This window comes from Shewanella sp. HL-SH2 (assembly GCF_051164935.1).
In the GTDB taxonomy this organism is placed as follows: Bacteria; Pseudomonadota; Gammaproteobacteria; order Enterobacterales; family Shewanellaceae; genus Shewanella; species Shewanella glacialimarina.
Genome location: NZ_CP195035.1, coordinates 835,437 through 847,718 on the forward strand (window position 1 = coordinate 835,437; position 12,282 = coordinate 847,718).

At 42.3% G+C, this 12,282-nt stretch carries 13 protein-coding genes; 11 read left to right on the top strand and 2 right to left on the bottom strand.

Annotated elements, in window-relative coordinates:
* Positions 1 to 29: 29 nt before the first annotated feature.
* The 6 genes from leuA (at position 30) to ACRWP9_RS03645 (ending at position 7,258) form a co-directional block, all read left to right on the top strand.
* Positions 30 to 1,598, top strand: coding sequence for a 2-isopropylmalate synthase (gene leuA, locus ACRWP9_RS03620; protein ID WP_434927894.1), 1,569 nt, complete (start codon positions 30 to 32; stop codon positions 1,596 to 1,598).
* Positions 1,595 to 2,689 carry a 3-isopropylmalate dehydrogenase gene (gene leuB / locus ACRWP9_RS03625; protein WP_434927896.1) on the top strand — a complete coding sequence of 365 codons (1,095 nt, stop codon included), beginning with the start codon at positions 1,595 to 1,597 and terminating at the stop codon, positions 2,687 to 2,689. The genes leuA and leuB overlap by 4 nt, the downstream gene beginning before the upstream one ends.
* Entirely contained in the window at positions 2,689 to 4,101 is a 1,413-nt protein-coding gene (gene leuC, locus ACRWP9_RS03630; RefSeq protein ID WP_434927898.1) for a 3-isopropylmalate dehydratase large subunit, read from the top strand. Before leuB ends, leuC begins: the two co-directional genes overlap by 1 nt.
* Before the next feature lie 19 nt (positions 4,102 to 4,120).
* On the top strand, positions 4,121 to 4,726 hold the full coding sequence (leuD, locus tag ACRWP9_RS03635; protein WP_434927899.1) for a 3-isopropylmalate dehydratase small subunit: 606 nt from the start codon (positions 4,121 to 4,123) through the stop codon (positions 4,724 to 4,726).
* A gap of 227 nt (positions 4,727 to 4,953) precedes the next feature.
* Positions 4,954 to 6,558 carry a diguanylate cyclase domain-containing protein gene (locus ACRWP9_RS03640; RefSeq protein WP_434927901.1) on the top strand — a complete coding sequence of 535 codons (1,605 nt, stop codon included), beginning with the start codon at positions 4,954 to 4,956 and terminating at the stop codon, positions 6,556 to 6,558.
* A gap of 241 nt (positions 6,559 to 6,799) precedes the next feature.
* A complete protein-coding gene (locus ACRWP9_RS03645; RefSeq protein WP_434927903.1) occupies positions 6,800 to 7,258 on the top strand; it encodes an Lrp/AsnC family transcriptional regulator in 459 nt (152 codons plus the stop codon).
* A 111-nt stretch (positions 7,259 to 7,369) separates the two neighbouring features.
* Here ACRWP9_RS03645 and ACRWP9_RS03650 read toward each other — a convergent pair whose 3' ends face one another.
* Together ACRWP9_RS03650 and ACRWP9_RS03655 are read right to left on the bottom strand one after the other, a co-directional pair.
* A complete protein-coding gene (locus ACRWP9_RS03650) occupies positions 7,370 to 8,038 on the bottom strand; it encodes a DUF2959 domain-containing protein (RefSeq protein ID WP_434927904.1) in 669 nt (222 codons plus the stop codon).
* 32 nt (positions 8,039 to 8,070) lie between these two features.
* Positions 8,071 to 8,295 (bottom strand): hypothetical protein, encoded by a 225-nt coding sequence (locus tag ACRWP9_RS03655; RefSeq protein WP_226411773.1) that lies wholly within the window; start codon positions 8,293 to 8,295, stop codon positions 8,071 to 8,073.
* 104 nt (positions 8,296 to 8,399) lie between these two features.
* On the opposite strand from ACRWP9_RS03655, the gene ACRWP9_RS03660 reads away from it, so the two are divergent.
* The 5 genes from ACRWP9_RS03660 (at position 8,400) to ACRWP9_RS03680 (ending at position 12,162) form a co-directional block, all read left to right on the top strand.
* Positions 8,400 to 9,440: a virulence factor BrkB family protein gene (locus tag ACRWP9_RS03660; RefSeq protein WP_434927905.1), complete on the top strand. Its 1,041-nt coding sequence runs from the start codon at positions 8,400 to 8,402 to the stop codon at positions 9,438 to 9,440.
* Positions 9,437 to 10,372: an alpha/beta fold hydrolase gene (locus ACRWP9_RS03665; RefSeq protein ID WP_434927907.1), complete on the top strand. Its 936-nt coding sequence runs from the start codon at positions 9,437 to 9,439 to the stop codon at positions 10,370 to 10,372. The genes ACRWP9_RS03660 and ACRWP9_RS03665 overlap by 4 nt, the downstream gene beginning before the upstream one ends.
* 78 nt (positions 10,373 to 10,450) lie before the next feature.
* Complete coding sequence (gene dtd / locus ACRWP9_RS03670) at positions 10,451 to 10,888, top strand: D-aminoacyl-tRNA deacylase (protein WP_434927908.1); 438 nt, start codon at positions 10,451 to 10,453, stop codon at positions 10,886 to 10,888.
* Between the two features lie 3 nt (positions 10,889 to 10,891).
* Entirely contained in the window at positions 10,892 to 11,407 is a 516-nt protein-coding gene (locus ACRWP9_RS03675; RefSeq protein ID WP_434927909.1) for a thioesterase domain-containing protein, read from the top strand.
* Positions 11,408 to 11,568: 161 nt separating this feature from the next.
* The gene (locus ACRWP9_RS03680; protein WP_434927911.1) at positions 11,569 to 12,162 is read left to right on the top strand and encodes an FMN-dependent NADH-azoreductase; all 594 of its coding nucleotides are present in this window, start codon (positions 11,569 to 11,571) and stop codon (positions 12,160 to 12,162) included.
* The last annotated feature ends 120 nt before the right edge of the window (positions 12,163 to 12,282 follow it).

The window sequence follows — 12,282 nt, forward strand, 5'->3', positions numbered from 1 at the left end:
AAAGCAAAGGCAAAAATGGAGTAAAGTCGATGTCTGATAGAGTCATAATTTTTGATACCACATTAAGAGATGGTGAGCAGGCTTTGGCGGCCAGTTTGACGGTGAAAGAAAAACTTCAAATCGCATTAGCATTAGAACGTCTTGGTGTAGATGTCATGGAAGTAGGGTTTCCTATTTCATCACCTGGTGATTTCAAGTCGGTACAAACTATTGCCCAAACCATTAAAAACAGTCGTGTCTGTGCGCTAGCACGTGCCCTAGAAAAAGACATTGATGCAGCAGCTCAAGCCTTATCTGTGGCAGAGCAGTTCCGTATTCATACCTTTATTTCTACTTCAACTATTCATGTTGAAAGCAAATTAAAACGCAGCTTTGATGATGTGCTAGAAATGGCCGTTAATGCGGTTAAATATGCGCGCAAATTTACCGATGATGTTGAGTTTTCCTGTGAAGATGCTGGCCGGACACCGATTGATAATTTATGTCGTATGGTTGAAGCGGCAATTACTGCGGGTGCGCGCACCATTAATATCCCGGACACCGTCGGCTATACCATCCCAAGTGAATTCGGCGGCATTATTCAGACCTTGTTTAATCGCGTCCCTAATATCGATCAAGCGGTAATTTCAGTGCATTGCCACGACGACTTAGGATTGTCGGTTGCCAATTCGATTACCGCCGTTGAAATGGGGGCTCGTCAGATTGAGTGTACTATTAATGGTATTGGTGAGCGTGCAGGTAACTGTTCTCTTGAAGAAATCGCGATGATTTTATCGACTCGCAAAGGCTTATTAGATCTAGAATGTGGCATTAACGCCAAAGAGATTTATCGTACTTCAAGTTTGGTTAGCCAGTTATGTAATATGCCTATTCAGGCCAATAAAGCGATTGTTGGTGCGAATGCCTTTTCACATTCGTCAGGTATTCACCAGGATGGCATGTTAAAAGCCAAAAATACTTACGAAATAATGACCCCAGAAAGCATTGGCTTAAATCGTAATAACTTGAACATGACTTCACGTTCAGGCCGCCATGTGATTAAGCATCGCATGGAAGAAATGGGTTATTTGACGACTGATTATGATATGGACAGTTTGTACGATCAGTTCTTAAAATTAGCCGATAAAAAAGGCCAAGTATTTGATTATGACCTTGAAGCCTTAGTGTTTATGGAATCACGAGCTCAAGATGATGATAACTATGAATTACAACACATGATGGTGCATTCAGATTCAACCGAAGGTGTGGCGACAGCCACTATTCGTATTATGGTTGATGGCGAGCAAAAAACGGAAGCTGCCACAGGTAACGGTCCAGTTGATGCAGCATACAACGCGATTGCCCGAGCAACTGGGCGTGAGATAAATATTACTAGCTATAAATTAGGTGCTAAAGGTGAAGGCCAAAACGCATTAGGGCAAGTGGATATTACCGCCAAATATAATGGCCAAAACTTCCACGGCGTTGGTTTGGCTACCGACGTAGTTGAGTCGTCAGCGCAAGCGTTAGTGCATGTGATGAACTTAACTTATCGTGCCGATAAAGTGGCTGATTTTAAACAACAGATTCATAAAGATAGGGAGTTAGGTGGCGTATGAGTTATCAAGTAGCAGTATTGTCGGGTGATGGTATCGGTCCTGAAGTGATGGCTGAAGCACGTAAAGTGCTTGTCGAAGTCGAAGCACGCTTTAACCTCGATATTAAATACACCGAATATGATGTAGGCGGCATTGCGATTGATAATCATGGCTGCCCATTACCCGATGCCACATTAAAAGGCTGTGAAGCCGCCGATGCGATTTTATTTGGTAGCGTTGGTGGTCCAAAGTGGGAAAAACTACCGCCTAACGACCAACCTGAGCGCGGTGCATTATTACCGCTTCGTGGTCACTTTGAATTGTTTTGTAATCTACGTCCTGCAAAATTACACAATGGCTTAGAGCATATGTCACCATTACGTAGTGACATATCTGCCCGTGGTTTTGACGTGTTGTGCGTGCGTGAGCTAACCGGTGGCATTTACTTTGGCAAGCCAAAAGGGCGCCAGGGCGAAGGGGATGATGAAGAAGCATTTGACACTATGCGTTATAGCCGCCGCGAAATTAGCCGTATTGCCCGTATCGCATTTGAAGCGGCGCGCGGTCGCAAAAATAAAGTCACCTCGGTCGATAAAGCCAACGTGCTAGCGTGCTCGGTATTATGGCGTCAAGTGGTTGAAGAAGTTGCGATCGATTTCCCAGATGTTGAGCTGGAACATATCTATATTGATAATGCGACCATGCAATTGTTACGTCGCCCAAATGAGTTCGATGTGATGTTATGTTCAAACCTTTTTGGTGACATTATCTCTGATGAAATCGCCATGTTAACCGGTTCTATGGGTCTATTATCATCGGCCAGCATGAACAGCACAGGTTTTGGTTTGTTTGAACCCGCTGGTGGCAGTGCGCCAGACATTGCAGGGCTTGGTATTGCCAACCCAGTAGCGCAAATTTTATCTGCAGCATTAATGCTACGTCACAGCTTTAAAGAAGAAGCCGCGGCAACCGCCATTGAGCGTGCCGTAAGTAAAGCATTGTCGGCGGGCTATTTAACCGGCGAGTTATTAACAGCAGAGAAGCGCGACCAAGCCAAATCGACTAAGCAAATGGGTGACTTCATCGCTAATGCTATTAAGGAAGGTGTCTAATGATGCAAACTAGCGCAAAAACATTGTACGAAAAAGTATGGGATGCACACATAGTCGCCAGCCCAGAAGCTGAGGCGCCAATTATTTATGTGGATCGTCATTTAGTGCATGAAGTGACATCACCGCAAGCGTTTAGTGGCTTAAAGGTTGCGGGACGTAAATTACGCGCACCAGAAAAAACTTTTGCCACCATGGATCACAACACTTCAACTAAAAGTGCCAGCCTTGATGCGCTAAGCCCAATGGCACGCATTCAAGTTGAAACTCTAGCGCAAAACTGTAAAGACTTTGGTGTGCGCTTATATGATATTCATCATCCCAACCAAGGTATTGTGCATGTAATGGGGCCTGAGTTAGGTATTACATTACCTGGCAGTGTTATTGTCTGTGGTGACTCGCATACTGCTACACATGGTGCGTTTGGCGCACTGGCATTTGGTATTGGTACCTCTGAAGTTGAGCATGTATTGGCGACACAAACCTTACGTCAATTAAAAGCCAAAACCATGCGAGTAGAAGTGCGTGGCAGTGTCACTGACGGCGTGACAGCTAAAGATATCGTATTAGCCATTATTGGTAAGCTTGGCATGGACGGTGGCACAGGTTATGTGGTCGAATTTTGTGGTGATGCAATTGCCGCATTATCAATGGAAGGCCGTATGACCTTATGTAATATGGCCATTGAAATGGGTGCTAAAGCTGGCATGGTAGCACCTGATCAAACTACTTTTGACTACTTAAAAGGGCGCGAATTTGCACCAAAAGGCCAAGATTGGGAGAAGGCGGTTGCCGCTTGGTCTGAATTGAAAACCGATTTAGATGCCCAGTTTGATGCGCAAGTAGTGCTAGAAGCGAAAGATATTGCGCCGCAGTTAACCTGGGGAACTAACCCTGGTCAAGTGGTTGCAATTGATGGCGTAGTACCTAATCCAGATGATGAGACCAATAGTACTGAGCGCAACAGTATCATTAAGGCATTAGAGTATATCGGCCTGACATCGGGCACAAAAATGACCGATGTGACCATCAATAAAGTGTTTATTGGCTCGTGCACTAACTCGCGCATTGAAGATTTACGCTCCGCTGCCGCACATGCTAAAAATCGTAAAGTGGCGGCAGGTGTTGTGGCCATTGTGGTGCCGGGGTCGGGTCAGGTGAAGTTGCAGGCAGAAGCTGAAGGCTTAGATAAAATATTTATTGAAGCGGGCTTTGAGTGGCGTTTACCGGGTTGTTCGATGTGTTTAGCCATGAATGATGACCGTTTAGAAGCCGGCGATCGCTGCGCATCAACCAGCAATCGTAACTTTGAAGGTCGTCAGGGCCGGGGTAGCCGTACTCACTTAGTGAGCCCGGCCATGGCCGCGGCAGCGGCAATAGCCGGTCATTTTGTTGATATTCGCAAACCTTACTAAACCGATAAAGGAGAGAAACATGCAAGCATTTACTGCCCATACCGGTTTAGCGGTAACCATTGATAGTGCCAATATTGATACCGACCAAATTATTCCAAAGCAATTTTTGTCTAAAGTGACCCGAGATGGTTTTGGGGTTCATTTATTTCACGATTGGCGTTATTTAGACGATGCAGGTGATCAACCTAATCCTGAGTTTGTGTTAAATCATCCTCGTTATAAAGGTGCCTCAATTTTACTCACCCAAGAAAATTTTGGCTGTGGATCAAGCCGTGAGCATGCTCCTTGGGCATTAGCGGATTTTGGTTTACGGGTGATTATCGCGCCTAGTTTTGCTGATATTTTTTACGGCAACTCAATTAACAATGGTTTGTTACCGGTAAAATTAGCGGCTGATCAAGTGCAGCAATTAATGAATGAAGTCGCGGCCAAAGAAGGTGCTGAAATTACTGTCGATTTACAAGCGCTGCAAGTGACCTCACCAACAGGTGCTGTGTTTAGTTTTAGTCTTACTGAATCAGCGCGTCATAAATTGCTAAATGGTTTAGATGCCATAGGATTAACCTTGTCGTTTGAGCAAAGCATCACCGATTATGAAGCTAATATTCCAGCTTGGTATGCATAAAACTTACCGCTAAAAGGTGGGTTAATTTTTTAAAAACCTTCTAGCAATAGAAGGTTTTTTTATTGGATACCATTTAATTACATTGAGTTTTCTTTAGTGCGCCACTTTAAGCTCTTATTAAGCCTAGTTGCATTTTGTAGCGTTTGTGAATAAGGTGTTTCATTTTTGTGTTTGGCTAATGGACTTTTCGCTTACATGGAGCTGGGTTAAATGAGAGCAAGTTATTAATGAAACTATCTTTTAGATGCTCGTTATTATTAGTGATGGTGCTAGTCTCGCTAGTGCCGATTATTTCTATGGCGGTATGGTCGAATCATAATGTATTTGAAGATGAATATCGGACGGTAGAAGAAAAGCATTTACTACTAGCCAAAAATATTTCTCAGGCATTAGAGCGCTATGCCATTGATGCTTTAGCTATTTTTACTCGTGCGAGTGATTCAGTGGTATCGCAAACCTTAGCAACAGAATTTATTCAGTTGATGCAGGATGTCGATGTTATTTCATTAGGTGAATTTGATCAGCATGGCAAATTACAAGCGGTTATTTTTGGTCCTGAAAACTCACAGCCTACCTCGTTAACCTCTTCATTAAACCCATTTAATTTAACTGATATTAATCGTAGCCGCTTCACACCAATCCATAAAAAAGGGGTTACCAAGCCGACCTTATATATGATCCGCCAAAGTGATGATAAACGCATATGGCTTGCTACTATGCACTCTAGCTATATCCAGCAATTGCAGTCTGCAGTTAAGTTTGGTCAAGGCGGGCATGCCGCTATTGTTGATCAACAAGGTAATGTATTAGCCCATCCGAATAAGTTATGGCAACAAGAGAGTAAAAACATCAGTGCTATAAGTGTGGTACAAAACATGATGATGGGTGGCTCAGGCGTTATGGCATTTTATTCTCCGGCGGTAAAGGCTGACATGATAGCCGGCTATACCGTGGTACCGAGCACAGGATGGGGGGTGATGATCCCTCAGCCAAAAAGTGAATTATTAGCCCGTGCAGATGAACAAGCCGGCATTATTTTAACGCTAGCAATTAGTGCCTTTATTGTTTGCGTTGTCATTTCGTGGTGGATTTCTGGGTTAATTACGCGTCCGATTGCGTTATTAATTGATACTACCAATGGTTTAACCTTTGCCCCTAACACCTTAAAAAAACTGCCTTTATCGCGGTTAACAACCAAAGAGTTTGTGCAGCTTTTTGAAAGTTTTAACCATATGTCTGAAGAAATTAAAAAAAGTCGCTATGAGTTAGAGCGTCGCGTAGCTGATAGAACAGCAGATTTGGCACAAGCCCAGACAAAAGCGCTGCACTTGGCTAATCATGATATGGTCACAGGGTTACCTAACCGCATGGCGATTAGAGATATGATCCAAAACTTATTATCCGAAAAGCGTCACTTTTCATTATTATTTATCGATCTTGATGGTTTTAAGTTGATCAATGATAACTATGGGCATGGCATTGGTGACTTATTACTTAATGAGGTGGCTAAGAGAGTCAGCCGAGATCTGTTTCATGGTGATATTATTGCCCGCTACGGCGGCGATGAGTTTATTGTATTGTTGCCCAACAAAGACCAGGCGCAAACCGCTAACTTTGTTGCCAATAAAGTATTGGATATTATAAAGTTACCTTATGAATTAGAGGGGCATACTTTGTTTGTAGGTGCTTGTATTGGGGTGGCATTGTGTCATGGAGATGATGTGGATACAGATAGCTTGATTCACCGAGCAGATATTGCCATGTACAAAGCCAAGCATAATGGCAAAGATCAAATATCTATTGCGCAAGACGCTGTTTTTTGTGATAGCTAGCCAAACTTAACTCAATCAGTTAATGGTTCTACCTTAGTTGATCCCGTCGTGCTGAATTTATCATCACCACCTTTAGTGCTGCTGGGCAAGTGGCTGGATTACATATTAGGCCCAATGCAGATTATGCGGCAAATAAATCTGAAGTGCGTTATTCTCAACCGCAAGTGGTGGGAGAGGCTCCTATAATTGTGGTTCAAGTTAATGGCTGTTAGAAACAGTTTTAAAGATAATAGGCTATACAATGGATAAAAAAGACTTAAAGTTACTTGATATTTTGCAGCATCAGGGCCGTATTTCAATAGCCGACTTAGCTGATAAAATGAATATGTCTGATACCCCTTGTTTACGCAGAGTGAAAAAGCTGGAACAAGATAAAGTGATTATCGGCTATCAAGCCCAGCTAGATCCGCAAAAACTCGATCTTAATATCAGTGCGTTTATCTATGTTCGATTGGCTGATTGCACCAGTATTAAAGCGGATAAGTTTGAATTAGAGATGACTAAGCTGAAGCAAGTGATGGAATGTGCTGTGATCACTGGTGAATATGATTACATGCTTAAAATTGTCGCGAAAGATTTGTTGAGTTTAGAATGTTTGATTAAACAAAATATCAATAACATTGATAATGTTGCTCAAGTTCATTCAACGGTGGTGTTAAAGCCGGTGTTTAGCCGCACTATGTTGCCGTTAGAGCAGTAGACATACATGACTAAAATGCCGTATTACTGCTAATAGTAATACGGCATTTTAGTCAGCGTCAGACAATAAGTAGCTGTTAAATAAAATTATATCATCCAGAGCTGAGGTTGTTTAGCTAGCTGTTTCCATTGATTTAATAAACGCATTAGATTCAGCAATCGACTTGTTCATCTCTTTAATCAAGCTTGAAATGTCAGTCTGTAGGCTGCTGAATTCGCCTTTAATTGCGCCAATAGCCTGCGCATTAAGGTTGTGTTTTAAATACAGCATATTATCTTTCATCGCAGTTAAAATGGGCGGCATTTTAGCTTCAGCTCTGCGCATACTTTTCACTAAAGAGTTGTATGAACGCTGAGTCTCTTTCAGTTTGCTAGTGCTGTTACGACGTAAACTGGCCTTGCTGATTTCATCTATTTCAGATTGCCATTCTTCAAATAATGCTTCAGCCACATCTTCTACTTTATCTATACGATTGCTCACATCATCAGCGGCAGCCTGCGCTGACTCATATTCGTCTTTAGCTTTGTTATAGGCTTTTTCTAAATCGCCGCCATCAAATGCCAGTAAAGCCTGCATTTCAGCTAATGCAGAACTAAATTGCTCTTGCGCTTCTTCCTGTGACTCTTTTGCATCTTGCACTCGGTCGACCATAATATCACGCTTGTGATAGCCGACTTTTTCCATCGCGCCATAATAAGCACTTTGACAACCACCTAATGAAAGAGTGCTTGCTGCTAACGTTAAAGCAAGTCCGATGTTAATTATTTTTGAGGTTTTCATTTGGTTTCTCTTATTGTTTCTCTTATTGATTGTTACGCAGCAGACTTAAACTTTGCAGCATCAATAATGGCCCATAAATGAAATATTGCGCCTATGATGGCGGGTACAATGAGTACCCCAAAAAAGTATCCAGTGCCTACAATGCAAAAGAAAGCGATAGCAGCTAAAAATCGACCTTGTAATAATTGTCCCAGTCCAGGGAAAAATAAACTCGCGACAGCGGCTAATACATTGCCAGCAGATCCTTGTTGTGACATAAATTCGTTCCTTTGGTTTGCATCTCATTTGTTATAACATTGTACGAAGTTGAAAGGTGATTACAATGAATATCTTACCTATCGTTTGTTGATTAAGGATAAATATGGCCAGTCGTATCACTATGGCATCCCTAAAGAAGTTTTTTATTGGGAGTTGGGAATTCTTATTACATCTCAAGCATCGGCTTGATGAAGACCAAATTAATATTCGCGCCGGGCATTTAACCTATGTAACGTTATTATCACTGGTGCCTATGGTCGCGGTGACTATGTCGATGTTGTCGGCTTTTCCGGTGTTTGAGGGCATTAGAGAGCATATCGAAGGGTTTATGTATCAGAACTTTTTGCCCGCAGCCGGAGATACAGTACAAGTTTATATTAATGAGTTTGTCAGTAATGCTTCTAAAGGGACCTTTGTAGGGATTATAGCCTTAGTCTTTGTTGCCATTATGCTGATTTCTGCCATTGATAAGTCGTTGAATAGTATTTGGCGGGTCACAGAAAAGCGCTCTTATGTGGTGTCTTTTTCTATGTATTGGATGGTGCTGACCTTAGGCCCGGTGCTAATGGGGGCCAGTATTGTGGCTTCTTCCTATCTTGCCTCTTTGGAGCTATTGAGCGATACCGAGCTTTCAGGTTTTTTACCCTGGCTTATGGCACAGTTACCGATGATATTTTCTGTTGCCTCTATTTTGCTGCTGTATATGGTTGTGCCCTATAAAAAAGTGCATTTTTTACATGCGCTTTTGGGCGCTATAGTGGCAGCGGTATTGTTTGAGGCAGGTAAAAAAGGTTTTGCTTTTTATGTTACTCAATTTCCTAGCTATGAGGCCATTTATGGTGCGCTAGCGGTTATCCCTATTTTGTTTGTTTGGGTTTATATCTCTTGGATTATAGTGTTATTGGGTGCGGTTATTACCGCTTCATTACCTGAGTATTTAGATCAGCATGTTGCTCAATTACTGCATCAAATGATCCCAGAGCTGGATGATAAGCCTGCTGCTGACAATAACTCTAGCGTTCATTCAGTGGTTGGAAAAGATATTTTGGAACCATCCGATGAAGATGAGAGTACGGCAACTCAGTTATTTCATTCAAATCAGTCATCGCAAACGACTGACAAAAAGATTAAGTCAACGTCTTGAGCTTAGCGTTTATTCGCCATGCAATGGTTGATGTTGGCGAGGGTGTCACGCTTTCGGTGTCGCAATATGGCCGCCTAGGCGCTAAACCTGTGCTGTATTTACATGGTGGCCCTGGTGCAGGTTGTCATGCTGGTGATGTGACTTTGTTTGAGAATCTTGATTTACACGTATTTTTTATTGATCAACGAGGATGCGGCCGCTCACAAGGTGGTGATTTAAGTACTAATACTTTACCCGCTTTAATTGACGATATTGAGGTTGTGCGACAGTATTTTGCTATCGAAAAATGGGCCATCGTGGGTGGGTCTTATGGTGCGACACTAGGGTGGTTATACAGTGGATTATATCCTGCTAGGGTAAGTGAGCAAGTGTATTGGGGCTTGTTTTTAGCTAATACAGCAGCACGTGATTGGTTATATGGCCCTAATGGCGCGGCACAATTTTTTATCGATGCTTATCAAGCATTCAAGCCTGCAGTGGATGCACAAACAGAAGATGCTCAGATTGAAGATACAGCACAGTTATTATCTGCTTATGACACATTGTTACACTCAGCAGACCCGCAACAAAGACAACAAGCTATTTGGGCATGGAATCAGTGGGAGCAAGCTTTGGCTTCGCCAATGCTAGTTCATGTTATGGGGACTGGGCCTGAACTCACTTCAATCGCTCATATTGAACACCACCATGCCATGCATCATTATTTTTCTGCACCTGAGTTGTTTGAGCAAATAGCGCGGCGAGTTTCTGCAAAAACTTATTTAATTCAAGGCGAGTTAGATTGGGTGTGTCCTGCTCATTTACTGACGGATTTCTTACAAAAGGCCCAACACCATTATTTAACGGTAGAGCATGTAAAGTCCGGATACCATAGTTTGAGTGATATGAAGATGCTGCGTGCAGTGATGCAAGGTATCGCAAGTATTTGTTAAACGATAACGAATATGAGTCAACGCAGAACAGCCAATTTATACCTGTTATAAGCCGTTTTTAAGGAGTGAAATTACATTATGATTGGACTGATACAAAGGGTTAAACACGCCAAAGTGACTGTGGCAGATGAAACAACTGGCGAGATTAATCAAGGCTTGTTGGTGTTGTTAGGTGTTGAGCGTGAAGATGATATTGATAAAATGCAAAAGTTGGCCACCAAGATCAGTAAGTATCGAGTGTTTAGCGATGAAAATGGCAAAATGAATTTGAATATATCCCAGGTTGGCGGCCAATTGCTGGTGGTTTCTCAGTTCACTTTGGCAGCAGATACAGGCAAAGGCTTACGCCCCAGTTTTTCTGGTGCGGCGACCCCTGAACAAGCCAATACGTTATATGAAGCGTTTGTCGCATACTGTGGTGAGCTTGGGCTTGACACTCAAACAGGACGTTTTGGTGCTGATATGCAAGTATCCTTGATTAACGATGGCCCAGTGACCTTCAGTTTACAGGTATAAAGTATGACTCAGCATCAACCGCTAATAGAAGAACTGGTGAGCACCTGGTATCAAACCATTCCGCTCAGTCAGTTTATGCAGATTGAGGTGTTGTCATTTACTGATGCGATTAATTTACCAACAAATATTGAACTTGCAGCTTCCCATGCTGAGGTGCCTTTATCTAAAATCAGTGAGCTAATAACCACAGCACCGTTAGCACCCAATATTAACCTTCATCAAACCATGTTTGCCGGCAGTATTTATACTTTGATGACCTTAACGGGTTGGGGCATGGTATGGCTGCAACAGCAGTTGGCCTCGGTCACGGGTGACATTGTGCTTGCTGAGGCTCAGGTGAAATATATTGCGCCAGTGCGTCAACAACCTACCGCGAGAGTGATTTGGCCAGCATTAGACTTGTCACCGCTGACACGAGGGCGGCGAGTTAAAGCCGATCTTACGGTTGAACTCTGGTGTCAGGATGTATTATGCGCTCGTTTTTGCGGCGTTTATGTATCTTTACCTTTTGCTAAATAGGTTTTCATTCTATTTTTTAGAACGTTAGTGTCGATTTATTCCGCTATTATTCCATTTATTAGTAAGTATACTGTTGTTATTCCATCAAGGCAGCGATTCAACGTGTTTGAACGTACAGGGGTCCAGTGCTGAAGATGACGATACGACTTTAAGGAATAATCATGAACAAAGTATTAATGTTGAAATCGAGTATTTTAGGCGAGCATTCACAATCATCAGTATTATTAGATGACTTGGCAATGTTATTTAAAGATAAAGGTGCAGCAATCACTACCCGCGATTTGGCACTAGACCCAGTACCTGTATTAGATGGCGAACTGGCAAATGGTTTACGTGGTGGCGATAATTTATCTTCGCGTCAACTCGATGCCTTAGCGTTATCTGATAAATTAGTCGCTGAGCTCCAGCACAATGACACCATAGTATTAGCTGCTCCTATGTATAACTTTATGATCCCTACGCAACTTAAAGCTTGGATTGATTTTATTGCTAGAGCAGGTGTGACATTTACCTATACAGATAAAGGACCACAGGGATTGTTAACCGGCAAAAAAGCCGTGATTGTAGCTTCCAGTGGAGGTATGCATAAAGATGCTGGCAGTAACCATGTCGTGCCTTATTTAACCACAGTATTAGCGTTTATTGGCATTACAGATGTAGAAGTTATTTATGCTGAAGGGTTAAACATGGGCGCAGATATTGCCGCATCAGCAATGACAAATGCAAAGCAAGCGTTAAAAGCAATATCATTGTAATTATTCGATTACTTATTAAAAAAATCCCATAAATGCCCATGATTGGATATACTCAATCATGGGCATTTTTTATGATAATGTATTAACTTTTTACCCAGATATATTATTTCGCTAAGCGGT